21 protein-coding genes and 1 tRNA gene are annotated in these 25986 nt (G+C 67.4%); 11 read left to right on the top strand and 11 right to left on the bottom strand.

Going from position 1 to position 25986, the window contains the following annotated elements:
* The first annotated feature begins 115 nt into the window (after positions 1–115).
* A complete protein-coding gene (locus PGN12_12075) occupies positions 116–733 on the top strand; it encodes a hypothetical protein (protein ID MEH3104633.1) in 618 nt (205 codons plus the stop codon).
* Positions 734–802: 69 nt separating this feature from the next.
* Positions 803–1270 carry an EF-hand domain-containing protein gene (locus tag PGN12_12070; protein ID MEH3104632.1) on the top strand — a complete coding sequence of 156 codons (468 nt, stop codon included), beginning with the start codon at positions 803–805 and terminating at the stop codon, positions 1268–1270.
* Positions 1271–1279: 9 nt separating this feature from the next.
* On the opposite strand, the gene PGN12_12065 is transcribed toward PGN12_12070, so the two are convergent.
* The 3 genes from PGN12_12065 to putA form a co-directional block, all read right to left on the bottom strand.
* On the bottom strand, positions 1280–2770 hold the full coding sequence (locus PGN12_12065) for a PAS domain-containing protein (GenBank protein ID MEH3104631.1): 1491 nt from the start codon (positions 2768–2770) through the stop codon (positions 1280–1282).
* A gap of 81 nt (positions 2771–2851) precedes the next feature.
* Positions 2852–4252 carry a Na+/H+ antiporter NhaA gene (nhaA, locus tag PGN12_12060; GenBank protein MEH3104630.1) on the bottom strand — a complete coding sequence of 467 codons (1401 nt, stop codon included), beginning with the start codon at positions 4250–4252 and terminating at the stop codon, positions 2852–2854.
* 86 nt (positions 4253–4338) lie between these two features.
* Positions 4339–7956 carry a trifunctional transcriptional regulator/proline dehydrogenase/L-glutamate gamma-semialdehyde dehydrogenase gene (gene putA, locus PGN12_12055; GenBank protein ID MEH3104629.1) on the bottom strand — a complete coding sequence of 1206 codons (3618 nt, stop codon included), beginning with the start codon at positions 7954–7956 and terminating at the stop codon, positions 4339–4341.
* A 103-nt stretch (positions 7957–8059) separates the two neighbouring features.
* On the opposite strand from putA, the gene PGN12_12050 reads away from it, so the two are divergent.
* A complete protein-coding gene (locus PGN12_12050) occupies positions 8060–8545 on the top strand; it encodes an Lrp/AsnC ligand binding domain-containing protein (GenBank protein MEH3104628.1) in 486 nt (161 codons plus the stop codon).
* A gap of 216 nt (positions 8546–8761) precedes the next feature.
* Here the strand turns inward: PGN12_12050 and PGN12_12045 are convergent, their stop codons facing one another.
* The 3 genes from PGN12_12045 to PGN12_12035 form a co-directional block, all read right to left on the bottom strand.
* Positions 8762–9622 (bottom strand): SGNH/GDSL hydrolase family protein, encoded by an 861-nt coding sequence (locus PGN12_12045; protein MEH3104627.1) that lies wholly within the window; start codon positions 9620–9622, stop codon positions 8762–8764.
* Between the two features lie 55 nt (positions 9623–9677).
* The gene (locus PGN12_12040) at positions 9678–12098 is read right to left on the bottom strand and encodes a TonB-dependent receptor (GenBank protein ID MEH3104626.1); all 2421 of its coding nucleotides are present in this window, start codon (positions 12096–12098) and stop codon (positions 9678–9680) included.
* 125 nt (positions 12099–12223) lie between these two features.
* A tRNA-Ser gene (locus PGN12_12035) sits at positions 12224–12313 on the bottom strand.
* A 138-nt stretch (positions 12314–12451) separates the two neighbouring features.
* On the opposite strand from PGN12_12035, the gene PGN12_12030 reads away from it, so the two are divergent.
* The 8 genes from PGN12_12030 to PGN12_11995 all read left to right on the top strand — a co-directional run bounded on the left by PGN12_12030 (position 12452) and on the right by PGN12_11995 (position 19749).
* Positions 12452–13480 carry a lytic murein transglycosylase gene (locus tag PGN12_12030; GenBank protein ID MEH3104625.1) on the top strand — a complete coding sequence of 343 codons (1029 nt, stop codon included), beginning with the start codon at positions 12452–12454 and terminating at the stop codon, positions 13478–13480.
* A 61-nt stretch (positions 13481–13541) separates the two neighbouring features.
* Positions 13542–14708: a D-alanyl-D-alanine carboxypeptidase gene (locus tag PGN12_12025; GenBank protein ID MEH3104624.1), complete on the top strand. Its 1167-nt coding sequence runs from the start codon at positions 13542–13544 to the stop codon at positions 14706–14708.
* A gap of 14 nt (positions 14709–14722) precedes the next feature.
* Positions 14723–15352 carry a dTMP kinase gene (gene tmk / locus PGN12_12020; protein ID MEH3104623.1) on the top strand — a complete coding sequence of 210 codons (630 nt, stop codon included), beginning with the start codon at positions 14723–14725 and terminating at the stop codon, positions 15350–15352.
* Complete coding sequence (locus tag PGN12_12015) at positions 15349–16332, top strand: DNA polymerase III subunit delta' (protein ID MEH3104622.1); 984 nt, start codon at positions 15349–15351, stop codon at positions 16330–16332. Before tmk ends, PGN12_12015 begins: the two co-directional genes overlap by 4 nt.
* A gap of 165 nt (positions 16333–16497) precedes the next feature.
* Positions 16498–18048: a methionine--tRNA ligase gene (gene metG, locus PGN12_12010; GenBank protein MEH3104621.1), complete on the top strand. Its 1551-nt coding sequence runs from the start codon at positions 16498–16500 to the stop codon at positions 18046–18048.
* A complete protein-coding gene (locus PGN12_12005; protein ID MEH3104620.1) occupies positions 18048–18827 on the top strand; it encodes a TatD family hydrolase in 780 nt (259 codons plus the stop codon). Before metG ends, PGN12_12005 begins: the two co-directional genes overlap by 1 nt.
* Positions 18824–19588: an MBL fold metallo-hydrolase gene (locus tag PGN12_12000; protein MEH3104619.1), complete on the top strand. Its 765-nt coding sequence runs from the start codon at positions 18824–18826 to the stop codon at positions 19586–19588. The genes PGN12_12005 and PGN12_12000 overlap by 4 nt, the downstream gene beginning before the upstream one ends.
* Positions 19585–19749 carry a hypothetical protein gene (locus PGN12_11995; protein ID MEH3104618.1) on the top strand — a complete coding sequence of 55 codons (165 nt, stop codon included), beginning with the start codon at positions 19585–19587 and terminating at the stop codon, positions 19747–19749. The genes PGN12_12000 and PGN12_11995 overlap by 4 nt, the downstream gene beginning before the upstream one ends.
* 43 nt (positions 19750–19792) lie before the next feature.
* On the opposite strand, the gene PGN12_11990 is transcribed toward PGN12_11995, so the two are convergent.
* The 5 genes from PGN12_11990 to PGN12_11970 are packed head-to-tail and all read right to left on the bottom strand — an operon-like array spanning position 19793 to position 25813.
* A complete protein-coding gene (locus PGN12_11990) occupies positions 19793–20950 on the bottom strand; it encodes a Gfo/Idh/MocA family oxidoreductase (GenBank protein MEH3104617.1) in 1158 nt (385 codons plus the stop codon).
* Between the two features lie 13 nt (positions 20951–20963).
* Positions 20964–22226, bottom strand: a complete 1263-nt coding sequence (locus PGN12_11985) for a Gfo/Idh/MocA family oxidoreductase (GenBank protein MEH3104616.1) — start codon at positions 22224–22226, stop codon at positions 20964–20966.
* A complete protein-coding gene (locus tag PGN12_11980; protein MEH3104615.1) occupies positions 22226–23020 on the bottom strand; it encodes an FAD:protein FMN transferase in 795 nt (264 codons plus the stop codon). The genes PGN12_11985 and PGN12_11980 overlap by 1 nt, the downstream gene beginning before the upstream one ends.
* A 59-nt stretch (positions 23021–23079) precedes the next feature.
* On the bottom strand, positions 23080–24393 hold the full coding sequence (locus tag PGN12_11975) for a Gfo/Idh/MocA family oxidoreductase (GenBank protein ID MEH3104614.1): 1314 nt from the start codon (positions 24391–24393) through the stop codon (positions 23080–23082).
* 13 nt (positions 24394–24406) lie between these two features.
* Positions 24407–25813 (bottom strand): DUF1080 domain-containing protein, encoded by a 1407-nt coding sequence (locus PGN12_11970; GenBank protein ID MEH3104613.1) that lies wholly within the window; start codon positions 25811–25813, stop codon positions 24407–24409.
* Positions 25814–25986 lie beyond the last annotated feature (173 nt).

Genomic DNA, 25986 nt, shown 5'->3' with positions numbered 1-25986 from the left:
CGGTCGATCGGCGGAGGCACGAAGCCATGCGGCAGGAACGGGTAAGGATGGCTGAAGCGGGATGGTTAATGGACAAGTGACCCAGAGCGTCGGCGACCCGGAACGAGCGTTGGCGATGACCTACGCCGCGCCCGCACATCGCGCGGCGCTGGATGCGCTGTGGCAGCTCGACGATCGGCTGGCCGCGATCCTGCGCACCACGCGCGAGCCGATCGTCGGCCAGATGCGACTGACGTGGTGGCACGAGGCGTTATCGGCGCTGGACAACGCCCCGCCGCCCGCCGAACCGGTGCTTCAGGCACTTGCACGCGACGTCGTGCCGCACGTTCCCGGCCATCGCCTCGCCGATCTCGTCGAGGGGTGGGAGGCGCTGCTCGAACCGACGCTCGATCGGGAAGCGATACAGGCTCATGGCACGCATCGCGGCGGTGGGATGTTCGCGGCGATGGCGACGATCGTCGGAAGCGACGATTCCGCGATCGTCGTGTCGGGAACGGGTTGGGCGCTGGCCGATCTGTCGCGGCATCTCGAAGCGCCGACAGCCGCCGCCCTGGCGCGCGACATGGCACGCGACGCCTTTGCAACGGCCGCCGCCCATCGCTGGCCGGTCGCCGCGCGCGCGATCGGCGCGGTGGCACGATCCGCCCGCCTCGACCTCGCGCGCTATTCCAAACCCCGCGGTCATCCTGCGCGTGCGGCACGCCTGTTGTGGTTTCGGGTCACTGGCCGCTGAACGCCATCTTGCCCCGGCTAGAGCGCGCGCTAGCCTGCGCGTGGGTCAAAACGGGGGGGGCAACGGTAGATGTGGCGTTATCTGGTCGGCGGCGTCGCAGCGCTGGCGCTGGTCGGGGCGGGATGGCTGATCTTCGACGGGTCGGCGCGCCCCGATGCTCGCTCGGTGCCGGCGGCCCCCGCGCGCCAGGCCGCCGATGCCGTAGTGGACGATCCACAAGCGCTCACGCTCCCCGAAGCACCGGCGCGGGACCGCGAGCAGAAGCGCTTTGACCGCTACGACAAGGATCGGGACGGCAAGGTCACCCGCGACGAATATCTCGTTCCTCGTCGCAAGGCTTTTGCCAAGCTCGATGCGAACGGCGACGGGCGATTGTCGTTCGACGAATGGGCGATCAAGACCACCACCCGCTTTGCCGATGCCGATCACGATCGCTCGGGCGCGATGGATGCCAGGGAGTTTGCGACCACCGCCCCGAAGCGCAAGACGCCACGCCCGTCCAGCCGCTGCGACGATGCCGGCAAAGCGGAGGAGTGACGCCGACGATCAGACCGGCGCCTCGATCTCGAACCGCGCACCCGATGGAGGATAGCTCATTGCCGCCTTGCCGCTGACGTGACCGGCCAGCACGCGTTCGATCATCCGCGTGCCGAAGCCGGTTCGCGTCGGCGGCTCGACCACCGGCCCGTCGCGCTCGATCCAAGAAAAGCGAAACCGCCGCTGCCCCGCGCAATCCGCCAGCGCCCAGCGGATCTGCACCGATCCGTCGGGAACGGACAAGGCACCATATTTGATCGCGTTGGTCGCAAGCTCGTGCAAGGCCATCGACAGCGCCAGCGTGATCTCGGGCGACAGGCGGATCGACGGCCCCTCGATCGAAAAGCGGCTGCCCCCGGAATCGATGAACGGTGCCAGCACGCGCTCGACGATCTCGCTGATCGCCGCTCCCTCGACCTCATCACGCACCAGCAATTCATGCGCGGTGCCGAGGCTGGCGATCCGGCCCGCGACCGCTCGCCGTCCTTCGTCCAACGAGCCGGCATCACGAAGCGTCTGGCTGACCACCGCGCCGACCGTCGCGAGCGTATTCTTGACCCGGTGCGTCAGTTCGCGTGCGAGCACCGCGCGATGCTCCTCCGCGAACTTGCGCACCGAGATGTTCGACGAAAAGCCGGACAGGACCAAGGGCGATCCATCCGCGCGACGTTGCAACGCTCCCTGCGCATGGACCCAGCGTTGCTCGCCAGCCGGAGTCAGCACGCGATATTCGATGTCGTACGAGGCACCGTTTTCGACGGTCTCGGTCAACGCTGCGCAGACGCGTTGATAATCCTCGGGATGCAGGCGCCGCTCGAAATCCGCGAAACTGAACGGCTCGCCGGCCGACTGACCGAAAATGTCGAGATAGGCGGGGGAAACCGTCAGATGGAGATCGGGCAGCGCCAGCGACCATGTTCCGAGCCCGCCCGCCTTCAGCGCCATGGCCAGCCGCGCCTCACGCTCCACCAGCGCCGCCTCGCGACGTTCCACTTCGGCGTTCAGCGCGTCGCGATCTTCTTGCAACTGGCGCAGGCGATGGCGTTCGATCGTCACATCGAGTTGCGTGGCGACGAAATAGCGCAATTCGCCGGCCGGATCGAAGACCGGCGCGACCATCAAGCGGTTCCAGAACGGCGTCCCGTCGCGGCGGTGGTTGAGCAGGTCGATATCGATCCGCTCGCGCCGCGCGATCGCCGCTCGCAAGCGCCGGATATCCGCTTCCTCGGTCAGCGGCCCTTGCATGAAGCGGCAATTGCGGCCGATCACCTCGCTGGCGGTAAAGCCGGTCAGCGCCTCGAACGCATGGTTGACGAAGATCAGCGGATTGTCGGGCAGTCGTGGATCGCTGACGACCATCGGCGTGATCGAGTGGGTCACGGCGGCCAGGAACGGGTCACCGGGGTCCAGCGAGGCGGCGAACGCAGTGATCGCTGCGCCGATCTCGGGCGGCGCAACATATGGCGTGACGGGCTGGGGGGCGAGCGGGGAACGATCCAAGGTGTGCCCAACCTAAATCAGTAAGCATTGCGATACAATGTCATGCCCGGTTGTTGGCGCGTTTTATTACGTTGCTGCCGATCAACCGCCGGTCTGCCGGCCGTCAATCTGCCTCGCCGCGCTCCACAACATGACGTAGCCGAACAGCCCGGCGATCAGCGAGGCGGTCAGGATCGCCAATGCAGCGATCTCGGTGCGTTCCGCGCCGGCAAAGGCCAGTTCGGCGATGAACAGCGAGATCGTGAAACCGATCCCCGCAACGCCGCCGATGCCGACGATCATCCGCCACGTCACGCCCTCCGGCAACTTGCCGATTCCGACCGCTGCGGCCGCCCAGGTCGCCGCAAAGAAGCCCACGGGCTTTCCGATCACCAGCCCGACGACAATCCCCAGCGCCAGCGGCGAACGCAGGGCGTCGCCGATCAGGTCGGCCGACAGATGGATGCGGACGTTCGACAGCGCGAAGAGCGGCAGGACGAAGTACGACACCCACGGCGTCAGGATGCGAACCAGCCGTTCCGCAGGCTCGTCGGTCGCCGCCGCCATTTCATGGATGTAGCCGAGCTGACTTTGCGCCTCCTCGCGCCCGCGTTCGGCCGTCTCGTCGTCGGTGGCGGTGCTCGCCACGCGTTGCGCACGGCGCAGCCGGTCGACCGGACGCTGCACGCGCTCGACGAAGCGTTGCTCCGACAGCCGCGAACTGGTCGGCAACAGCAAGCCGATCGCGACCCCTGCGATCGTCGGGTGCACGCCGGACCCGAGCACCCCGATCCACACCGCACCGCCCAGCAGTACATAGGCCACCGACGCGACCCATCCGAGCCGTAGCAGAAGCAGGATGCCGATATAGCCCGCCGCCGCCAACAGCAGGTAGCTGGCCTGCAACGTTTCGGTATAGGCGAAGGCGATCACCAGCAGGCCGAAGACATCGTCGATCGCCGCAAATGCCAGCAACACCGCGCGTACTGCCGGGGGCAGGCGGGTGGTGAACATCGCCACGATCGCAAGGCTGAACGCCGTGTCCATTGCCGCGACGACACCCCAGCCGTGCTGCGTGTCCGTCCCGTGATTGAACGCGAGATAGATACCGATCGGGACGATCAGCCCGCCGATCGCGCCGGCGACCGGCAGGACGGCGGTCTTGACCGACGAGAGCGACCCCTTGCTGAACTCGCGCTTCACTTCGGTGCCGATGATGAGGAAGAACAACGGCATCAGCGCGTCGTTGACCCATTCGGCCAGCGGCAGCGCGATCGACTGCCCGCCGTAGCTCAGTCGCAACGGTGTGTCCCAGATGTGCTCATAGCCGCCGCCCAATGGCGAATTGACGAGGACGAGTGCGATCAGCGAGGCGATCAGCAGCGGACCACCCGAAACCTCCCCGATCGCAAAGAACGGCGCGGCGCGCTTCAGCAGGCGTGCCGCACCGGAATGATGCGCCCGGGCGGCAACCTGCCCGGAAAGGCGCGGGGTGAGCGCCATCAAGTCCCTCTATGATGTGTCGGGACTATACGGCTCACCACCGACGCCGTTCCGGCCAGCACGCGCCCGCTTTACTCACATCAACGTCAATTCAGGCTCATCAGGCTGGCATTGCCGCCGGCGGCGGTGGTGTTGATCGACGTCGAGACTTCCTCGACCAGCCAATCGAGCCGATAGCCTGCGCTCGCCGCCTGCGGGAGCACGATCGGCCCCGGCAGCGCCGCGAGCGTCGCCAATGCCGTTCCCACCCGTGCGGCATCGCCCTCGATCAACGCACCCGCGAATGCGGGCTCGTTGCGCCAGTCGTCGGCGACGCGCACCCGCGCCGCCGCTGTCTCCGGGAGCAACGCCAGCGCATCGCGCACATCGTCGGCGTCGCCGATCACCACGTCGTTGCCGGTCGCCAGCGCGACACCCAATTGCTCCAGCAAGCCGTCGCGCGTCTCGGGCAGTGCCAGCACCCGCCCGCGCGGATGCAGCGCGTACAGGTTGCGCTCGCCGACCGGCCCGCCAAGCTCGACCTCTGCGCCCAGCATCGACGCCGCGATCGCCGCACGCACCCGCGCTGCCGCCGCGTGCTCGCCGCGCTCTTCCAGCCGCATCGCCAGATCGCGCGCCGCCGGATCGGCATGGTCGCACACGACCGCGGGGGGCAGGGCCGCACCGCCGACGAGCCGTCCCAGATACAACGGCCCGCCCGCCTTGGGGCCGGTTCCGGAAAGCCCGCGGCCGCCGAACGGCTGGACGCCGACGACCGCACCGATGACGTTGCGGTTGATATAGAGGTTGCCCGCTTTCACCCGGCTGGTGACATGCGCGATCGTCTCGTCGAGCCGGGTGTGCAGCCCGAAGGTCAGGCCATAACCGGTGGCGTTGATCCGGTCGATCAGCCGGTCCAGATCGGCGCGCCGGAAACGGACGACATGAAGCACCGGGCCGAAGATCTCGCGCTCCAGCTCCGCAATGTCACTCAACTCTATGATCGTCGGCGGAACGAAGGTGCCGTTCGCGATATCGCCCGACAGCGCCACCTGCTCGACGCGATGCCCCGCCGCGCGCATCCTGGAGATATGCGCCTCGATCGTCGCCTGCGCCTCCGCTGAGATCACCGGACCGATATCGACCGCCAGCCGGTCGGTACGGCCGATCGACAGCTCGTGGAGCGCGCCGCGGATCATCGTCAGCGTACGATCCGCGACCTCTTCCTGAAGGCACAGGATCCGCAATGCCGAGCAGCGCTGCCCGGCGCTGTCGAACGCGGAGGCGATCACGTCAGCGACCACCTGTTCGGCGAGCGCGGACGAGTCGACGATCATCGCATTCTGCCCGCCGGTTTCCGCGATGAACGGGATCGGCGCGCCATCCGGAAGCAGCCGCGTCGCCAGTTCGCGCTGGATCAGCCGCGCGACCTCGGTCGAGCCGGTGAACATCACGGCCGACGTCCCGGGTGCCGCGACCAGCGCCGCACCGATCGCGCCGTCGCCAGGGACGAGGTGCAGCACGTCGCGCGGCACGCCGGCCTCGTGCAGGATCGCGACTCCCTGCGCGGCGATCAGCGGCGTCTCCTCCGCGGGCTTGGCGAGCACCGCGTTGCCCGCGACCAGCGCCGCCGCGACCTGACCGGTGAAGATCGCGAGCGGGAAGTTCCACGGGCTGATGCACGTCACCACCCCGAGCGCGCGGTGCCCGGTGCCCAGAGTCGAGCGCGCCTGTTCGGCATAATAACGCAGGAAGTCGATCGCCTCGCGCACTTCGGCGATCGCATTGGGCAGCGACTTGCCCGCCTCGCGGACGATCAGCGCCAGCAACTGCGGCATCCGCGCCTGCATCGTATCGGCAGCGCGGTCGAGCGTCGCGGCGCGCTCGGCAGGAAGGCGTGCCGCCCAGCCTGCCGCAGCGCCGACAGCACTCTTCGCCGCGTCGAGCGCCTGTTCGACCGACATGTCGCACACCACGCCCACCTGATCGCGATCGTCCGCCGGGTTCAGCACCGCCCGCCCGGTCCCGACCGCGCCGGCCTGCCACGGCCCCTCTGCCGTCAGCGTCGCGCTCAGCGACGCCAGCACCGTCTCGTCGCTGAGGTCGAGACCCGCGGAATTGAGCCGCGCGCCGTAAAGCTCGCGGGGCAAAGCGATCTGCGGGTTCTTCTGCCCCGGCGCCGCCATCCGGCGCACCGTCTCGACCGGGTCGGCGACCAAATCCGCGACCGCCACGTCGGGATCGGCGATGCGATTGACGAACGACGAATTCGCGCCGTTTTCGAGCAGCCGTCGGACGAGATAGGCCAGCAGCGTCTCATACGTCCCGACCGGCGCATAGATGCGGCACGGCCGGTCGAGCTTCGCCGCACCCACGACTTCGTCGTACAGCGGCTCGCCCATGCCGTGCAGGCACTGGAACTCGTAGTCGCCGATCGTGAAGGCCGGACCGGCGAGGTGGTAGATCGCACTCAGCGTCTGCGCATTGTGCGTCGCGAATTGCGGGAACACCGCATCGCGCGCCGCCAGCAGCTTGCGCGCGCAGGCGGTGTAGGCGACGTCGGTATGGACCTTGCGCGTATAGACCGGGAAGTCGGCAAGCCCGTCGACCTGCGCACGCTTGATCTCCGCATCCCAATAGGCGCCCTTGACCAGCCGGACCATGATCCGCCGCCCCGCGCGCCGCGCGAGGTCGACGATCCAGTCGATGACGAACGGGCAACGCTTGCCATAGGCCTGCACCACGAAGCCGAGCCCGTTCCAGCCGGCAAGATCGGGATCGGTCGCGAGGCTTTCGAGCAGGTCCAGCGACAGCTCGAGCCGATCGGCCTCTTCGGCATCGATGTTGAAGCCGATGTCATGCCCTTTGGCGAGCAAGGCCAGCGCCTTCACGCGCGGCAGCAATTCGCCCATCACCCGCTCGGCCTGCGCCCGCACGTACCGCGGGTGGAGCGCGGAAAGCTTGATCGAGATGCCGGGGCCTTCGTAGATCCCTCGCCCCGCCGATGCCGCGCCGATCGCGTTCACGGCCGTCTCGTAATCGCGATAATAACGATCGGCATCCGCTGCCGTGGTCGCGGCCTCGCCTAGCATGTCGTAGCTATAGCCGAAGCCGCGCGCCTCCAGCGGCCGCGCGCGCTTCAGCGCCTCGCCGATCGTCTCGCCTGTGACGAACTGTTCGCCCATCATCCGCATCGCCATGTCGACGCCGCGACGAATGACCGGCTCTCCGGCGCGCGCGATCAACCGGGTCAGCGCCGCGCTCAATCCGCTATCGTTGACGCTGCCCGTCAGCTTTCCGGTGACGACCAGCCCCCACGTCGCGGCGTTGACGAACAGCGAGCGTCCATCGCCGACGTGGCTTCGCCAGTCGCCACCGGAAATCTTGTCGCGGATCAAGGCGTCGCGCGTCGCGACGTCCGGAATGCGCAGCAACGCCTCGGCGAGACACATCAATGCCACGCCCTCCTGGCTCGACAGCGCATATTCCTGGACCAGGCCTTCGACGCCTGTTCCCTTGTGCTTGGCGCGCAGCGCGGTGACGAGCGCGGTCGCCGTCGCCGCGGTCGCCGCCCGAACGTCGTCGGGGAGCGTCGCTGCGTCGAGCAGCGGCGCGAGGCATTCGGGCTCATTGCGGCGATAGGCGGCCGTGATCGCCTGCCGCAGCGCGCTTTGCGCACGAATCGGCGGAGCGAAGTCGGCGAACGGGGGCAAAGCGGCGCGCATCGCGGAATATCCTCTCGTGGTCAGCGCTCCATAGCGGATGATGTCGTGGCGATCCGCCCGGTTTTCGCGGACCAATGCGCCGAATGATGCTATTTGGGCGGTCATGACGAACCGAACGGACCAGAAAACGCCAGCAGTCGGGCCGATCGACGCGTTCGACCGACGGATCATCGAGACGCTGCGCGCGGAAGGGCGGCTGTCGGTCACCGAGCTGGCGAAACGGGTCGGGCTGTCGAAGACGCCCTGTCAGGTCCGGCTCCGGCGCTTGATCGACGGCGGCTACATCCTCGGCTTCCGCGCGATCGTCGATCCGGCGCGGCTCGGGCTCGACCACATCGCCTTCACCGAGGTAAAATTGTCCGACACCCGCGAAACCGCACTCGAGGAATTTCGTCGCGCGGTGCTGCGCATTCCGGAGGTGGAGGAATGCCACATGATCGCCAGCAGTTTCGATTATCTGCTCAAGGTGCGCACCGCCGACATCCGCCGCTACCGCGAAGTGCTCGGCGAGCGCATCTCCTCGCTCCCACATGTCGCGAGCACCTCGACGTTCGTCGCGATGGAGACGATCCGCGACGCCGCGGTCTGAACGGCGGTGCTCAGCTTCGCAGTGCGAACAGGCACAGCCCCGCACCGGCAAGTCCGATACCGATCAGGACGATCATGAACACGAACGCCTTGGTCTGTCGACGCAGGCGCCGGGGACGACGATACCGGCTATAGATGGCGCAACCTCGATCTCTTTTTATTCGTCATCCTACCGCGACGCAGCTTGACCGTCGATGAAGCGCGCGGCCTGACCCGGTCATCGGCCGCAGCCACCGTTGGTGACGATGGCATCATGCGCGGATCGCTGCAGCGCGACGGTTTCCGCTTCCGAAAAGCCCAGCTCACCCGCCGCCGCCTCGCGTCCGCCAAGGGTGAGCGGATCGACACCGGTCACGCGCGCGAACACGACCAGCGCTTCCAGATAATAGCCATAGCTGCTGGCATGATAGTGATCGTAGGACCACAGCGGCACGCGGGTATAATCGATCCCGTCATAGGGGTTCGCATCCGCGACGCCGTCTCGGATCGCGCACGTGAACGCCTGTCCGACGGGCGCGACATCCGCTTTCGCGCGCCGGGCCGCGGTGTCGATCACGCGCCGCACGTCGTTGGCCATCCGCTCGACCGGGGTCCCCGACCAGCGCCTGTCAGGCAGGAAGACGAGGTCGGGTCGCGTCCACGTCGCCGTCATCGTAATCGCGACGTTGGGGTTCCGCGCGCGCAGCAGTTCGGCGATACGCCCCGCGTCCGCGATCGTTGCCGCACCGTCACCGGGGCGTGCCGGATCGAGCGTGCTATATTCCTGCAGGACGACATGATCCCACGCCCGGTCGATCACCGCGCGCCGCTCGGTCAAATGCCAGCCCAGCGTCTTGCCGCCCGACGTTTCGAGCGAAACCTGCCAATCGAGCCCGGCCTGCTCGGTGAAGCGTTTGAAGAGCCCGGGAACGCCGCCGATCCGTTCGTTGTTCAAATCGGTGACGCGGTCGGCGTTCAGCACCCGCACCGGCGTATTGGCGCCGAAGGTGAAGCTGTTACCGACAAACAGGATCGTCTCCGCCCGGGCCTGCGGGATGGTGGAGAGAAGAGCGGCCAGCCCGAGGAAGATCGTTCGCATGGCGCTTCTGATAGCGCCGCCGCCGCGATCCGTGAACCGCGACGGCGTGCGGGCTTTACCAGGTCAGGTTGAGCCGGCCGTAGATCTGCCGGCCGTTGAACCCGAACGGCGAATAATAAGGGAAGGCAGTCACGCCGTTGTTGTTGAGAGCCGTCGGCGTGGTGTTCGGGTAGACGTCGAACAGATTTTCCGCGCCGAGCGCCAGCGTGACATTGTCGTTGAAGCGATAGCGCCCCTCGAGGTCGATGATCGTGCGCCGCCCGGTGTAGACGTCGTTCGCGACCACGGTGCCGGGCTGCAGCACGTTGCCGTAATGCACCGCGCGAAGCGTCGCGCCGAGCGCCTCGCCGCGCCAGTCGACCGCGCCGACGATCTTGGTCCGCGGCGTGCCCTGTTCGATCGTCAGGATGCGGTTGCGGCCGAACAGGCTTGGGGCCGGGTTGAGCGACGCGGTCGAGGTCGGCACGCGATCGACCGAGATATCGTTCAGGTTCGCTGCCGCGCTCAGGTTGAAGCTGCCGAGGTTCTGCGTGCGCAGCGTATAGGCGGCGACGATGTCCAATCCCTTGGTAGTGGTCTGGATGCCGTTGATGAAGAACCGTGCCGCCTGCACCCGGAACGGCGCGAGCAGGTTGGCGACCTGCGTGCTCGCCATAGCCTGGATGTTCTCCGACAGCGCGATCTGGTCGCGGATACGGATGTGATAGCCGTCCACCGTCAGGCTGAACCCGCCGAACCGCACCACCGTACCGGCCGAATAGTTGCGCGACTTCTCGGGATCGAGCGGCAAGGCGCCCAGCGCCCGCGCGATATCGCTCGACACCGGGTAGAGGCCCGTTTCCTGGAGAACGTTCCCGTTCACCAGCGATTGGGTCGAGGTATAATATTGCTGCTGGAGCGACGGCGCGCGGAAGCCGGTCGACACCGAACCCCGGAACGCCAGCCACGGCGCGACGTCATAGCGTGCCGAAAGCTTGGCGGTCGCGGTCTCGCCGAAGTCCGAATAGCTCTCGCCCCGCGCCGCCGCGCCGAACGTCAACTTGTCCCACAGCCGCGCCTCGACATCGAGGTACAGGCTGCCGTTGCTGCGGTGGACGTCGACCTCGTTCTCGGGCCGGAAACCGACGAAACCCTGCGCCCCCGACGCCAGTCGCGTGTCGGCTCCCGCCGCGCGATTGTAGCTCTCCGCCTGTCCGGCGCCGATCGCAAAGCCCTCGCGGCGATATTCGCCACCCGCCGCGATGTTGATGACCGCCGCGCCCAGCGAATATTCGCGTGCGAGGTCGAGCCCCGCGGTCAGCTGGTCGTAGCGAAGCCGGCCGCTGTCGAAGTCGCGCGGCGAGGCGTTGCCATAGGTCGCGTTGCCCGAGTTGCGCGTCTCGAAATCTATCGTGTTGCGACCATAGCTGACGGTCAGGTCGGCGTTCCAGCCGCCCAGCTCCCCGCGCACGCCGGCGGTCGCGTTATAGTCCTTCGAGCGCGATCCGATCAGCGGCAGGAAGCCGTCGGGATACAGGCCGATCAGCGCATCCGCGTTCAGATTGTTGGCATTGACCACGCGCGGGAAGGCGCCGCTCTCGCTGTCACGCTGCTGGAACCCGCCGTTGGCATAGGCCGTCCAGTTGCCGTCGCCGAGCGGCACCGCGGCATTGACGTAGACCGTGCCCTGTTCGACCTCCGGATCGCCGAAGCGCGCACGGATCCGCTTGGTGCTCGTCCCGCGCGGATCGATATCGGCGCGATTGGTCGGCTGACGCGAGACATATTCGCCCGACACCGTCAGAAAGCCCTCGCTGCCGAGCGCAAAGCCCTTCCACCCGCTGAACGTCGCCGTCTCGCCGTCGCGCACCGATCGCGACGTCCGCGCCGCGTCGTACCTGGTCGCATAGGTGCCGAAAGTGACGTTCGCACCGCCACCCTCGCGCGCTTCGCGCAGCCGGAGGTTGATGACCCCCGCGATCGCATCCGAGCCATATTGCGCCGACGCACCCTCGCGCAGCACTTCGACGCGGTCGAGCGCGACGGTCGGGATCGTGTTCAGATCGACCGCCGCCGATCCGCGCCCGATCGAGCCGTTGATGTTGAGCAGCGCCGACGTATGCGCGCGCGTGCCGTTGATGAGCACCAGCGTCTGGTCGGGCGACAGCCCGCGCAGCGTTGCGGGACGGATCGCATCGGTGCCGTCGACCGCCGCTTGCCGTGGGAAGTCGATCGACGGCGCGACCGTCGACAGCGCATCGGCCAGCTCGGTCGTGCCCTGCGCGCGCAGCGCGTCACCGGTCAGCACGTCAACCGGTGACACCGTGTCGAGCCGGCTGCGCCCCGGCGCGCGCGTCCCGGTGACGACCACCTCGTTGGCGGCACCGGCCTCGGCATCCCCGGACACGTCAGCGGCGGTCTGCGCGACGGCCGGCGTGAACAGCGCCGGCATCAACAGCGCGGCGCCAGCGAGCAGCGCGGCTCGAGTGGTGCTCATGCGAATTCCCCTTATGGTTATCATGCGACGGTCTTTGATCCGCCATTCCCTACCGCCTGGCGGGTGATTGCGCGTCCAATGCTTGCTTTCCGGCGCCTAAGCGCGGCTTGGCGCAGGGGAGGGGATGGCGGAAGAGGTGGGATTCGAACCCACGGAGAGCTTGCACCCTCGCTGGTTTTCAAGACCAGTGCCTTAAACCGCTCGGCCACTCTTCCCGTCGCGCGGTGGGCAGTGCCTATGGCAGCAAGGCTCGGCCGGGTTCAAGCCCCTGCGCGACGCTGCGGCCATCCGTGCGCGTCCCGCGACGATTTGCGGTACCGCCGCCGCACGCGCTGTGTCAGAACCGCGCGATCATGAAAGCGGTAACAACTCTCTCGCGCGGACTGGCGGCGGCCATGTGCCTGATCGCGCCAACGGCGGCATCGGCGCAGGACGACAGCGGATTCCGCACCTATCTGGCGCAGGTGCGCGGGCGTGCGGCTGCGGCGGGCGTGACGACCGCCACGCTGGACAGCGTGCTCTCCGCGCTGACCTTCAACCCCCGGGTCGTCGCGCTGGACCAGCAGCAACCGGAGGCGCGGCCCAACGCGCCGGTTCCCCGCTTCGCGCCCTACCGCACCACGCACGTCGACACCGCCCGCATCTCGCGCGGGCGCACCACCTACGAAGCGCAGCGCGCCCGGCTCGCGCGCGTCGAGGCGGCGACCGGCGTGCCCGAGCAGGTCATGGTCGCGATCTGGGGCCACGAAACCAATTACGGTTCGTACACCGGCAATTTCGACACGGTGCGCAGCCTCGCCAGCCTCGCCTATGAGGGCCGGCGCCGCCCGCTGTTCGAGGGCGAGCTGATCGCGGCGCTCAAGATGATCGACCGCGGCGTGTCGCGCACGCAGCTCACCGGAAGCTGGGCCGGCGCGATGGGCAATCCGCAATTCCTCCCCTCCGTCTACCTGCGGCTCGCCCGCGACGGCGATGGCGACGGGCGCGCCGACATCTGGAACTCCGCGGCGGACACGCTGGCATCGATCGGCAATTACTTCGTTCAGGCCGGCTGGCGGCGCGGCCAGCCATGGGGCGTCGCGGTCAACGTGCCCGCCAGCTTTGACCGCAGCGAAGTCCGCAACCGGCTCGTCTCGCCGCGCTGCCCGCGCGTGTTCGAGCGGCACAGCGCGTGGCGCTCGATGGGCGAGTGGCGCGCGCTCGGCGTGTCGGCGCAGGGCCGCACGCTCGCCGACGACGTGCAGGCGACGCTGATCGAGCCCGACGGCCCCGGCCAGACCGCCTATCTGCTGACCGGCAATTACCGCGTGATCCTCGACTACAATTGCTCGAATTTCTACGCGCTGTCGGTCGGTCTGCTCGCCGATGCGATTGCGTCATAGCGGCGGTGCGCTATGGCATGACGCCGATCAATTCCCATCGCCTCGACACACGGAACCATCAATGACCAAGCTGCTGACCGTCCTCGCGCTTCCCGCTGCCGTCGTCGCGCTGGCGATGCCCGCCGTCGCCGCCGCGCCGCAGTTCGACACGCCCGCGCCGGTCGCGTTCCTCGAGGATCTGTCGTCGGGCGCGGTGCTGTTCGCGCGTGATGCCGATCGCCGGATGCCGCCGGCATCGATGGCGAAGATGATGACGGTCTACACCGCGTTCGAGATGATCAAGCGCGGCGACCTGAAGCTCGATACCGAGTTCGAGGTCCGGCCGGAGACGTGGCAGAAGTGGCACGGCCCCAAGGCGGGGTCGACGATGTTCCTGTCGTCGGGCGAGCGCGTGTCGGTCGCCAACCTGCTCTACGGCATCGTCACGCTGTCGGGGAACGACGCGTGCATCGTGCTGGCGGAGGGCATCTCGGGCACCGAACAGGCGTTCGTCGAGCGGATGAACGAGGATGCCGCGAAGCTCGGGCTGAAGAACAGCCATTTCGGCACCGCGAACGGCTGGCCGGACGGCGGGGTCACCTATGTCACCGCGCGCGATCTCGCCACGCTGGCCGCCGCGACGATCCAGCAGCACCCGAAACTTTACAAGCAATTCTATTCGCGCCGTGATTTCACCTGGGGCAAGACGATGGGCGCCGGGCAGGCGATCACTCAGGCGAACCGCGACCCGTTGCTCGGCCGCGTCGCCGGCGCCGACGGTCTCAAGACCGGGCATACCGAGGAGGCCGGCTATGGCTTCACCGGCTCGGCGGAGCAGAACGGCCGCCGGCTGGTGATGGTGCTCGCCGGGCTGACCAGCTTCAACCAGCGCGCGAGTGAATCGGTGCGCTTCATGGAATGGGGCTTTCGCGCGTGGCAGGCCAAGCCGGTCGTGAAGGCCGGGCGCGAGGTCGGCACCGCCACGGTCCAGCTCGGCAGCGCGCGCGAGGTGAAGCTCGTCGCGCCGAAGGACCTGACCGTCACGATCCCGTCGGGCAGCCGCCCGAAGCTCGCCGCCAAGATCGTCTATGACGGCCCGATCAAGGCCCCGATCAAGCAGGGCGCCCATATCGCCGATCTCGTCGTGTCGTCGCCCGGCCTGCCCGAGCAACGGATGCCGCTGGTCGCCGGTGGCGATGTGGGCGAGGCGGGCTTCTTCGGTCGTGCGTGGCAGGGCCTGTTCGGCTGACCGGCAGCAGGGGGATGACGAGCGGTCGGTTCCTCAGCCTCGAAGGCGGGGAGGGGGCGGGCAAGTCGACGCAGGTCCGCGCGCTCGCCGCCGCCCTCGCCGAACGCGGCATCGACACCGTCGTGACCCGCGAACCGGGGGGCAGCGAGGGTGCGGAGGCGATCCGCGCCTTGCTGATGCACGGCGATGCAACCCGCTGGAGCGCACGCGCCGAGGCGCTGCTGTTCGCCGCCGCGCGCGCCGATCATGTCGAGAAAGTGATCCGCCCCGCGCTCGACGCGGGGCGCTGGGTGATCTGCGATCGCTACATCGACTCGACGCGTGCGTATCAGGGGGCTGCGGGCGAGATCGACGATGCCGCGATCGTCGCGCTTCATGCGTTCGGCGCGGCGGGGCTGCTCCCCGATCGCACTTTCCTGCTCACGCTCCCGGCGGAGATGGGTGCCGCGCGCGCCGCCGCACGCGATGGCGTCGCCGCCGATCGCTTCGCACGCCGCGATCCACGCTTCCACGCCACGGTCGCCGCGGCCTTTGACGCCTTCGCTGCCGATGACCCGGCGCGATTCCGCCGGATCGACGCGGCCTTGCCCGCCGCTGCGGTGACCGCTGCGATGCTCGACGCGCTGACGGATTTGCTGCCGTGACGGCGCTGCGCGGCCACCGTGCCGCGATCGAGGCGTTTCTGGCGGCCAGCACCGGCGGCGCGCTGCACCATGCCTGGCTGCTCGCCGGACCGCTCGGGGTCGGCAAGGCCACCTTCGCACAGGCCGCGGCGCTGCGGCTGCTCGCCGATGCGATGACGCCCGGCGCGCTACCGCCCGGCCTCGACGTCCCGGACGATCACCCCGCGGCCAAGCTGATGGCGGCGGGCTCGCACCCCGATCTGCGCGTGCTGCGGCGGCTCGCCAAGAAGGACAAGGAAGACGAACTCGCGCGGTCGATCACGGTCGACCAGATTCGCAGCCTGGGCCCGTTCCTCGGCACGATGCCGTCGCTGTCGCCGCGCCGCGTGATCGTGATCGACGCCGCCGACGATCTCGAACGTCCCGGCGCATCGAATGCGCTGCTGAAGAGCCTCGAGGAGCCGCCCGCCGGAACGATCTTCCTGCTGGTCAGCCACGCGCCGGGCCGGCTGCTCCCGACGATCCGCTCGCGCTGCCGATTGCTGCGGTTCGACCCGCTCGACGACGCCGACATGGCCGGGGTGCTCGCGGAAGCGTTGCCCGAAGCGGACGCCGACGAGCGCGCGGCGTTGGTGCGGATCGGGGAGGGCGCGCCCGGCCGTGCGATCGGCTATGCCGGGCTCGATCTCGGCGCGCTCGATACGGCGGTGGAGGCGATCGGGCGCGATGGCGATCCGATGCTCACCCGCCGCGCCGCGCTTGCGCGTGCCCTGTCGCCCAAGGCCGCGCAGCCCCGCTACGAAGCGTTCCTCGATCGCGTCCCCACCGTCATCGCGCGCATGACCACCTTGCGCGTCGGTGCCGATCTGCGTGCCGCGCTCGATGCCTATGACGAGGCGCGCTCGGTGGCAGCCGCCGCCCGCAGCCTGTCACTGGACACGCAGGGCACCGTCTACGAACTGACCGGCATCGTCGCGCGCCTCGCCCCGTCAATCCGCTAACCTCGGCAATACCGCCGTCGCCCCTGCGAAGGCAGGGGCCCATATCTGCTCAATCTGCCACGAAGCGTCCCGCACGGGCCGAACGGCATGTGTCGACATGCCCTTCGCACGCGTAGCCCGACGACGGTCCTTGTTGCCGCCGATCTCACGCCCTAGTGAAGCGCCATGGCCGAGCCCTTCTACATCACCACCGCGATCAGCTACCCCAACGGCCGTCCGCATATCGGCCATGCCTATGAAGCGATCGCCGCCGACGCGATCGCACGCTTCCAGCGGCAGGCCGGGCGCGACGTCCGCTTCCAGACCGGCACAGACGAACACGGGCTGAAGATGGTCCAGACCGCCCGCGACAAGGGCGTCGAGGTCCGCACGCTCGCCGACGAAATGTCAGGACATTTCAAAGTGATGTGCGACGCGCTAAATATCAGCTATGATCGCTTCATCCGCACCACCGACCCCGATCATCACGTCGCCAGCCAGGCGTTGTGGCGCGCCATGGCGGCGGCGGGCGACCTGTACCTCGATCGCTACGAGGGCTGGTATTCCGTGCGCGACGAGGCGTTCTACGACGAGAAGGAGCTGGTGGAGGGGGGAGGGGGCGCCAAGCTCTCGCCGCAGGGCACGCCGGTGACCTGGACCGCGGAGGAGACATGGTTCTTCCGGCTGTCCAAATACCAGCAGCCGTTGCTCGACTTCTACGCCGCCAATCCCGACTTCATCCGCCCGGAATCGCGCCGCAACGAGATCCTGCGCTTCGTCGAAGGCGGCCTGTCCGACCTCTCGGTGTCGCGGACCAGCTTCGACTGGGGCGTGCCGGTTCCCGGCAGCCCCGGGCACGTCATGTACGTGTGGGTCGATGCGCTGACCAATTATCTGACCGGTGCCGGATACCCCGATGGCCCGATGCCGCATTGGCCTGCCGACATCCACCTGATCGGCAAGGACATCGTCCGCTTCCACGCGGTCTACTGGCCGGCGTTCCTGATGTCGGCCGGCGTCCCGCTGCCGAAAACGGTCTTCGGACACGGCTTTCTGCTCCACCGCGGCGAGAAGATGTCGAAAAGCCTCGGCAATGTCGTCGATCCGCTCGATCTGGCGAACGCCTTCGGTGTCGACGGGCTGCGCTATTTCCTGCTTCGCGAAGTGAGCTTCGGACAGGACGGAAGCTACGCCGCCGACGCGATCGTGACGCGCGTCAACGCCGAGTTGGCGAACGCCTTCGGCAATCTCGCGCAGCGCACGTTGTCGTTCATCGCCAAGAACCTCGGCGGCGCGCTTCCCGAGCCAGGCCGTGCGGACGTGGCCGACGCGCAGTTGATCGAGGAAGTCGTCGTCGCCTGCGCCGGCTTCAAGGCCGCGTTCGGCGACCTGCTGCTCAGCCAGGGCATCGAGGCGTGGATGCGCGGCGTCTTCGCCTGCAACCAATATATCGACGCGCAGGCGCCATGGGCGCTGCGCAAGACCGATCCCGAGCGGATGCACGCCGTGCTTGGCACGCTCGTCCGCGCGATCCGGATGCTCGCGATCACGATCCTGCCGGTGGTGCCCGCTGGGGCGGGGCGGGTGCTCGATCTGCTCGGCGCCAACGATCGGACCCACGCCGCGGTCGACGACGACGGCTGGTATGCGCGGCAGGCGGCGGCCGGCTTCGTGCTCGCCGCCCCGAACCCGGCCTTCCCGCGGCTCGAGATGCCCATCGAAGCGGAGCCGGCCTGATGCTGGCGGACAGCCATTGCCACCTCAACTATAAGGGGTTGGTCGAGGATCAGCAGGCGGTGCTCGAACGCGCCCGCGCGCGCGGCGTGACCGCGATGCTCAACATCGCCACACGCGAGAGCGAGTGGGATGACGTGCTCGCCACCGCCGAACGCGAGCCGGACGTCTGGGCGACGGTCGGCATCCACCCCAACGAGGCCGACGCCCATCCGCACGTCGACACCGCCAGGCTGGTGGCGCGCGGTCGGCACCCGCGTGTGGTCGGCGTCGGCGAGAGCGGGCTCGATTATCATTACGAGCATTCCGACCGCGCGCGCCAGCAGGCCAGCTTCCGAGCGCACATCGCCGCCGCACGCGCGTTGCAGGTTCCGATCGTCGTTCACACGCGCGACGCGGAAGATGACACCCTTGCGATCCTGCGCGAGGAAATGGAGCAGGGGACGTACACCGGGGTCATCCATTGCTTCACGGGCACTGGTATTTTCGCGGACGCTGCGGTCCAGCTCGGATTCTACATCTCGATTTCCGGCATCGTCACGTTCCGTAATGCCACCGACCTTCAGGAAACCGCGGCGCGATTGCCTCGCGAGCGGCTCCTGATCGAGACCGATGCGCCGTTTCTTGCTCCCGTTCCGAACCGCGGCAAGCCGGGGGAGCCGTCCTTCGTCGCCGACACCGCGGCGTTCCTCGCAAAGTTGCGCGGTGAAGAAGTTAAGGAATTACAGGAATATACAGCGGATAACTTTCACAAACTCTTCAGCAAGACGCTGCCCCGGTGAAGGTCCGCATCCTCGGGTCGGGCACGTCCTCCGGCGTCCCCCGGATCGGCAACGACTGGGGCGACTGCGACCCAACAGAGCCTCGTAACCGACGGAAAAGATCGTCGATTTTGATCGAGCACGACGGAACGCGCATCCTCGTCGACACCAGCCCCGACATGCGTCAGCAATTGCTCGACGCCGACGTGAACAGGCTCGACGCGGTAATTTGGACGCACGAACACGCCGACCATGTCTTTGGAATTGATGATCTTCGTCAGGTTTACCACGCGCTCGGAAAGCCCGTGGAGGGCTACGCCCGTCCGCGGACCGCGTCAGCACTTCGACGTCAGTTCGGCTACGTGTTCGAAGGCAACCGTGGCTATCCGCCGACCGTCAATCTCAATGACTTGCCGGATAAACTTCGCATCGGCACGATCGACATCAGCATCGTAGACCAGCCACACGGCGGCATCACCTCGGCAGGACTACGCTTCGAAGCCGGTGGCCACGTCATCGGCTATGCGACTGATATCAGTGCGATGACCGCGGAGATGCGGCAACATTACCAGAACCTCGATGTCTGGATCGTCGACGCCTTGCGCCGCCGTCCGCATCCCACGCATCCCGACCTCGCGACGGTGCTCGGCTGGACCGAGGAATTGCAACCACGCCGAACCGCGCTCGTACACATGGACCAGTCCATGGATTTCGCCACGCTTTCCGCTGAGTTACCCGCGAATGTTGAGCCCGGGTTTGATGGCTGGGAATGGTCGGCGTGAACGATGTACCGATACAGGCTGCCATCCTGTTGCTGGTGCTGATCCTGCCACTCTCGGCGCTAGTCGCGCGGCGAGTGCCATTTGCTACCACGCTGAAATACGGCGCTATCTGGCTTGCCATCCTAGCAATTCTCGGAGCTGCGATGCTGGTATTTACATAACGTGGCTTATCAGGATCGAGACTGTGCCGGCGAGCTGCCTCTATTAACCCGGCGTAGCGCGGGTCGCCTTTGCCTCTGCGGTCAGCACCAGCTCCGCTGCCAACAAGGCGCCGGCCTGATCCTGGGCTACCGACGTTCCTTCAACCAAGTCGTTGATAAACTGGGGTCCGAACGGCAACGGCACCTTCGAGCAATCGATGTAGCGCGTGCCTTTGCGGTCCGCGATAAAGAGGTGGTTTCCGCCGGGTTTTCCAGCGATATCAACGTATTTGCGTAGTTCGATATATCCCTCGGTGCCGAGAATGAAGAGCCGGCCGTCGCCCCAGGTCGGCAGACCGTCCGGGGTGAACCAATCGACGCGAATATAGCCCGCTCCGCCATCGCCGTGGAGCATCATATCGCCGAAATCCTCGAACTTCGGGTGCTCCGGGTGCGCGAAATTGCCGGTTTGCGACGCGAGCACCTGTGCGCGCGTGGTGCCGGTCAGATAGACGAACTGATCGGCCTGATGGCTGCCGACATCGGTGAGGATGCCACCGTTGCGCGCCGGGTCCCAGAACCACGCCGGGCGGTTGGGCGCCGACAACCGGTGCGGCGCGAGGTTGATGGTCTGGATCACGCGGCCGACCGCACCGTCATGCACCATCTGCCCGGCCATCACCGCGGCTGGCACCTCGAGCCGCTCCGAATACATGATCCCGTACTTCCGCCCGGTCTCCTTGATCGCACGACGAACGTCCGCGAGCTGCGCGAGCGTCGTCACCGCCGCCTTGTCGCTGAGATAATCCTTGCCCGCGCGCATCACGCGAATGCCGAGCGGCGCCCGCAGGCTGGGGATCGCGGCGCTGCACACCAGCTTGATCGTGCGATCCTGCAGGATCTCATCCTCGCTCCGCGCCAGCTTCGCGGCGGGATAGCGTTTGCGGAACGCCGCGATCTGCTGCGGATCGGTCGCGTAGAAGCTGGTGAGTACCCCACCCCCACGGATCATCGCATCGGTGATCCCGTAGATATGATTGTGATCCATCCCGATCACCGCGAACGGCACACGATACTTCGCCTCCGGTGCCGGCTTGGCGACGGCGGTTTCGGTCGGGGCGTCGCCGCGGGTCACGGATTGCGCCAGCGCATCGCCGGCCAGCCCCATCAGCCCCGCACTCAACCCCAGCCCCAGCACCGAACGGCGATCGGTATGCGTCATCGTCATTACCCCCTCAAATCGTAACCAGCGAGGTCGGCCAGGTCATCGCCTCCCCGCGGTCCATCGCCTGTTCGCCGAGCAGCGAGGCCACGCTGGCGTAATAGGCCTGTTGCAACAAGCCGGGCAGCGGCTTGCCCGAGCGCACCGCCTCGCCGAAGCCTTCGAACTGGAGCATCGTCTCGTCATACTCGCCCCAGCCGAGCGACTCGCCCGGGGTCGTCACCGGCAGTTCGGGGAACCACGTCGCGCCGCCGATCGGGATGGTGCGTTTGTGCCCGCGCTTCACGTCGGCCTGCATCCGCTGCAACGCCAACGCGCGCGCCGGCACTTCCTGATAGATACGGCCAAGCTCCGGTTCGATCGTGCCCTTGCTGCCCTGGATCTGCTCCTCGCATCCGTATCGCGCATTGTTGAGGAGCGACGTGTAGATGAGCTTCCGGCCACCGGCATATTCGTAGATCAGCGCGACATGATCGTAGACCTCGCGCCCATCCTTCCAGAAGCAGATGCTGCCCGAGCCGATCACCCGCGTCGGCACGCCATCGAGAAACCAGTTGCCGACCTGTAGCTGGTGTGTCGCCAGCTCGGTCATCAATCCGGCCGAGCTTTCGCGATACAACCGCCAGTTGATGCGGCGATCGTCGCTGTCAGCCGGGACCTTGCGGCGCCAGGCGTTGTTGCGGTGCCAGCTCGCGCGGATCTGCGTGATCGAGCCGATCTCCCCGGCCTTCACGCGGCGCAATGCGTTGAGATAGGTAGGGTGGAACATGCGCTGGTGGCCGATCTGCAGCACCTTGCCACGCGCACGCGCGCGTTCGACCATCCGCCCGCAATCCGCGATCGTTCGCGCCATCGCCTTCTCGCACCAGACGTGCAGCCCGGCGTCCATGGCATCGAACGTATGTTGCGCGTGCCGGTGGAGCGGCGTCGCGATCACCACCGCGTCCAGCCCGCGAGCGTCGAGCATCGCGCGATGATCGCTGAACTCCGGCGTGCCCGCCGCGACCCATTGCCGCGCCTTGCCGAGATTGGGCGCGTAATTGTCGCAGAGCGCGGCGACCATGCAATTGCGGGTCTTGGCGATGTTCTGGATCAGCGCGCGCCCGCGATCGCCGGTGCCGATGACGCCGAGCCGCACCTTGCCCGCCCCGGCGGTTTCGGCGCCGGCGGCGATCGCCGCCCATGGCGTCGCACCGGCCATCACGCTGCCGGCGGTGGCCATCAGCACACGGTCGAGGAAGGTACGACGCGTCACATCGAAAGTCTTTTCGGTCATCAAACGAACATCCTGGTCGGTGCGTCAGGCTCAAGCTCGAAGAGCATCCGCCTGGCGCCATCATGCAGCCGTCGCGCGGCGGCGTCATCCGCCACGATCAAGGCGGTACTCAACATTTCGGCCAGCGCGCCGCTGCGGTCGATCACGACCGCGGTGCGCGGCGCGACGATCGGCGTGGCATCGCCCGGTCGCAGCATCGCCCCCCGCTCGGGCGCAGCAATCCCGGCGCCGATCGTTGCCGACACCGACAGCGCCTCGTCGACCAGCGCGACCTCGATCAATGGCCGTCCGGCATCGCGCGGGTCCGGGATCGCGAACGACCATTCGCCTCCGAGGGGATGCTCGCCGATCACGGCGATCGAGCTCTCGCCCGCCGACAGCAACGCGCATCCGACCCCGGCATCACGCAACGCCGTTGCCGCGCGGTCGAGCGCATAACCCTTGCCGAAACCACCGAAATCAAGCGCGATCGGCGCGGCACAGGCGATCGTCGCCGCACGACGATCCAGCCGGATGTCGCGCCATCCGAACGACGCGTGCCGCGCATCGACGCTCGGGTCGAACAGCCCGGCCGTCACGTCGCGCGCGTCGTCGATCTGGATCAGCGCGTCGAACAGGATCGGATCCTCGATCGCGGCGGTCCGGCCATGGCGCAGCGCTTCGTTCATCGCCGTCGCGGACGAAGGCCGGTGAATGGTCAGTGCGTCGTCGACCAGCTCGATCGCCCGCTGCGCCATTGCCAGCGCCTCCGGTGCGCCGCCACCGAAGCGGTGCAGCTCGACGCGCGTTCCCATGGCGGCAAAGCACAGCTCGCCGGTCGCCGGGAGCGCGCGGGTCGAGACGGCCGCTTGTGTCAGGCCCTCACCTCCCAGCCCGGCTGATAGTCGACCGCCCACAATTTCATCGCCTCGGCGTTGCCGGGCTTGCCGGTCGCCGGGTCGATCGTCAGCACGCTATTGGTGCGATAGGCGATATTGCCGAGGTGGCAGAGCGTGGTGCTGATGTGCCCCTCCGCGATCGGCGACGCCAGGGCATTGGCCTTGCCGCGGATCACGTCGACGAAGTTGCGCGCGTGATAGACGTCGAGCACGCCCTCCCCGACCGTCCCGGTCGTCTCCGACGTCGCCGCCGCCTTGACCTGACGGGTCTGCTTGCCGGCCAGATCATAGAGTTCGAAGCCGTTGCGATCGACGATCGCCGATCCCTTGGTGCCGAGCAATAGCACCCCGCGCCCACGGCCGTACATCTGCTGTCCGTTGCAGCTTTCGCCCTTCCAGCGGATCACGCGATTATCGTCATAGGTGAGGTCGAGCGCGAGCGAGTCGTACATCTCCCAATCATCACCGGCGTGGAAGCGCTTCGCGCCGCGGGCGGCGACCGTCTTCGGATAGGTCAGCCCCATCAGCCAGCGCGCGACATCCAGCTCGTGCATCGCGTTGTTGCAGATCTCGCCGGTGCCGTACTTCCAGAACCAGTGCCAGTTGTAGTGGACGAGGTTCGAGCGATAGTCGCCGCGCGGGCGCGGCCCCTGCCACAAATCCCAGTTGAGGTTGGCCGGCGGCGCGACGACGTTGCCTTTTCCGATCGAGCCGCGATTATTGGCGTACCAGGTTTGCGCCTCGTAGATGTCGCCCAGCTCACCGGCGCGGATCAACGCGCCGAGCTGCTGCGTTTCCGGGCTCGAGCGCTGCTGGTTGCCGACCTGCAACGCACGTCCGGTCCGCTTCTGCATCGCGACCAGTGCCTCACCCTCGGCGGGCGCGATCCCGATCGGCTTTTCCAGATAGCAATGCCGCCCCGCATCCATCGCGTCGATCGCCAGCTTGGCGTGCCAGTGATCCGGAGTCGCGACCGTGATGACGTCGACGGCCTTGCGATCGAGCAACCGGCGATAGTCGCCCTCGGTCTTCACCGCGCTATTGCCCTTGGCTGCAAAGGCGGCGGCGCGCTTGGCGAGCACGTCCGAGTCCACGTCCACGAGGTGCGTGATCGTGACGTTCGGCTGCTTGCTGAAGGCGCTCATATGCGCCTGTCCGCGGCCGTTGACGCCGACCACCGCAACGCGCAGCCGGTCGTTGGCGCCCTTGATCTGGGCATAGCTTCGCGCGCTGATCGCGACTCCCAGCGCCGCGCCAGCCCCGGTCAACATCGTGCGACGATCGATCATCGGTGCATTCCCCTCAATATTCGCGGATCTTGATCGATCGGAAGTCGACCCGATCGCCATGGTCCTGCAACAGGATCGGGCCTTGCGCCCGTTCGCCGAACGACGGCCATTTGGCGTATTTGCTCTGCGCCACCAGCGCGCGGAACGCGGGCGAGCCGCGCTCATATTCGACCACCTTGAAGCCGTTGAGCCAGTGTTCGACATGTCGCCCGCGCGAGACGATCACCGCACGGTTCCACTCGCCCGGCGGATTGACCCGCTTGCCGGGGCTGCTCGGATCGGACAGGTTGCGCGCGGCGATCAGGTCGTAGAGCGAGCCGATCGTGCGGTTGCCGTCGCGCCCGCGCTTCGCATCGGGGTGGCGCGCGTCGTCCAGCAATTGATATTCCAGTCCGATCGCGGACCCCTCCCCCTTCGACAGGTCCGGGTCGACGAAATATTTCACGCCGCTGTTCGCGCCTTCGGTCAGGCGGAAGTCCACCGACAACTCGAAGTCCTTGTAGTCGCGCGTCGTGATGATGTCGCCGCCATTGGTCGATTCCGCGCCGTTGGCGCCTTCGACGGTCAACAGGCCGTTGCCGATCGCCCAGCCCTTCGTCGGGAAGCCGTTCGTCTTCGCGGCCTTCCACCCGGTGCTGGTACGGCCGTCCCACAACAGCTTCCAGCCCGCGCGTCGCTCGCCATCCGATAGGCGGTTCGACAGCCAACCCTGCTGCTCCAGTCCGGTTTCGGGCAGGGCGAAGCGTGCGGGGCGATCGGTAATCATGCGGACGTTGCGGAAGCGCGCCTCGGGATGCCGGGCGGCGTCGGCATCGGGAATGGCATGGACCTGAAAGGCGATGAAGCCGCGCGCGTCCATGTCGTCGACGACATCCGCCGCCGGCACGCCGTTGATCCAGGTGCGCAGCCGGTTGCCGATCGCCTCGACACGATAGTGGTTCCAGTCGCCCGAGCGGAAGGTCTTCCTCGCCGCCTCGTTGCGACCGAGCGTATAGAGCCACTGCCGGCGCTGCTCGTCATACAGCCCACCGCTCCACGCACGCTTCGATGGATCGATCTCGGCCTGGTAGCCGAAGACGACACCATTGCGATAATCCGGGCGGCTCTGCCCGCGGATCATCATGCCGGAGTTGAGCGCGGGATCGGTCTTCGCATCGAACTCGATGATGAAGTCGCCATATTGCGCGTCCGACACCAGCCAGCTGTTGGTCTTGCCCGGCTCGGCGCGCCCGACCAGCTCGCCGCCCGCAACATCGTACGTCGCATTCCCGCCGACCTTGTGCCAGCCGGCCAGCCCGGCGCGCGGCGTCACGTCGCGCCACGGTGCATTCTGCTGACGCGCTTGCGGCGGCCGCGCCGTTCCCGCGGTCGAGAGCGTCGTGGCGAGCAGTGCCGCCGCTGCGATTGTACGGACCTTCATCGACTATCCTGCCCTATTGCCGCGGTCGCGCCTTCGGCGGGGACCGTCCTGTTTCCGGATGCTTGTGCACCTCTTCCACTGCCGAGCCTAGGTCGCGGCCCGACCACTTGCAAGAGAGATGTCAGACATTGGCGTCTGCTTCGTGTTAGGCTAGGGTCGATTTTTCCGGCGCC

Source organism: Sphingomonas phyllosphaerae (assembly GCA_036946405.1).
In the GTDB taxonomy this organism is placed as follows: Bacteria; Pseudomonadota; Alphaproteobacteria; order Sphingomonadales; family Sphingomonadaceae; genus Sphingomonas; species Sphingomonas phyllosphaerae_D.
The sequence above is the reverse complement of the archived record's forward strand: the minus strand, read 5'-3'. Positions and strand labels throughout refer to the sequence as shown.

Bases quoted from the DNA above. Each gene is read 5' to 3' on its own strand.
- PGN12_12075 (MEH3104633.1), top strand. From the start codon at position 116: ATGACCTACGCCGCGCCCGCACATCGCGCGGCGCTGGATGCGCTGTGG.
- PGN12_12070 (MEH3104632.1), top strand. From the start codon at position 803: ATGTGGCGTTATCTGGTCGGCGGCGTCGCAGCGCTGGCGCTGGTCGGG.
- nhaA (MEH3104630.1), bottom strand. From the start codon at position 4,252: ATGGCGCTCACCCCGCGCCTTTCCGGGCAGGTTGCCGCCCGGGCGCAT.
- putA (MEH3104629.1), bottom strand. From the start codon at position 7,956: ATGCGCGCCGCTTTGCCCCCGTTCGCCGACTTCGCTCCGCCGATTCGT.
- PGN12_12050 (MEH3104628.1), top strand. From the start codon at position 8,060: ATGACGAACCGAACGGACCAGAAAACGCCAGCAGTCGGGCCGATCGAC.
- PGN12_12045 (MEH3104627.1), bottom strand. From the start codon at position 9,622: ATGCGAACGATCTTCCTCGGGCTGGCCGCTCTTCTCTCCACCATCCCG.
- PGN12_12040 (MEH3104626.1), bottom strand. From the start codon at position 12,098: ATGAGCACCACTCGAGCCGCGCTGCTCGCTGGCGCCGCGCTGTTGATG.
- PGN12_12030 (MEH3104625.1), top strand. From the start codon at position 12,452: ATGAAAGCGGTAACAACTCTCTCGCGCGGACTGGCGGCGGCCATGTGC.
- PGN12_12025 (MEH3104624.1), top strand. From the start codon at position 13,542: ATGACCAAGCTGCTGACCGTCCTCGCGCTTCCCGCTGCCGTCGTCGCG.
- tmk (MEH3104623.1), top strand. From the start codon at position 14,723: ATGACGAGCGGTCGGTTCCTCAGCCTCGAAGGCGGGGAGGGGGCGGGC.
- metG (MEH3104621.1), top strand. From the start codon at position 16,498: ATGGCCGAGCCCTTCTACATCACCACCGCGATCAGCTACCCCAACGGC.
- PGN12_12005 (MEH3104620.1), top strand. From the start codon at position 18,048: ATGCTGGCGGACAGCCATTGCCACCTCAACTATAAGGGGTTGGTCGAG.
- PGN12_11990 (MEH3104617.1), bottom strand. From the start codon at position 20,950: ATGACGCATACCGATCGCCGTTCGGTGCTGGGGCTGGGGTTGAGTGCG.
- PGN12_11985 (MEH3104616.1), bottom strand. From the start codon at position 22,226: ATGACCGAAAAGACTTTCGATGTGACGCGTCGTACCTTCCTCGACCGT.
- PGN12_11980 (MEH3104615.1), bottom strand. From the start codon at position 23,020: ATGGGAACGCGCGTCGAGCTGCACCGCTTCGGTGGCGGCGCACCGGAG.
- PGN12_11975 (MEH3104614.1), bottom strand. From the start codon at position 24,393: ATGATCGATCGTCGCACGATGTTGACCGGGGCTGGCGCGGCGCTGGGA.
- PGN12_11970 (MEH3104613.1), bottom strand. From the start codon at position 25,813: ATGAAGGTCCGTACAATCGCAGCGGCGGCACTGCTCGCCACGACGCTC.